This window comes from Herbidospora sp. RD11066 (assembly GCF_054661255.1).
Map to the genome: position 1 here is coordinate 1 of NZ_BAAGDO010000108.1, position 283 is coordinate 283.

Here is a 283-nt window from a genome sequence, read left to right on the forward strand (position 1 = left end):
CTCTCACCCTATGGTTAGGTCTGTTAATACCTCCAGACATTACATCGTCAGTCTCACTCATATCGTCAATCTCATTATTTGGTCCAGTTGTGGTTTCCTCTGGATCTTCTGTGATCTCATTATCTCCGCTAACACCACTGCCACTTCCACTTCCTGAACCACTATCATCTTCATCATCATCACCACTGCCAGCTGTGATGATTTCATCGCCATTTAAAGCTGCATTCAACTGAAAGACAACCTCTTTAAGTCTATCGATAGCTTGTTGAACTGCTGGTTTGAG

At 43.1% G+C, this 283-nt stretch carries 1 protein-coding gene; it reads right to left on the reverse strand.

From position 1 onward, the window contains the following. The coding region (locus ACYQ78_RS39480; RefSeq protein ID WP_459806119.1) for a hypothetical protein at positions 1-283 on the reverse strand (283 nt) is incomplete at both ends.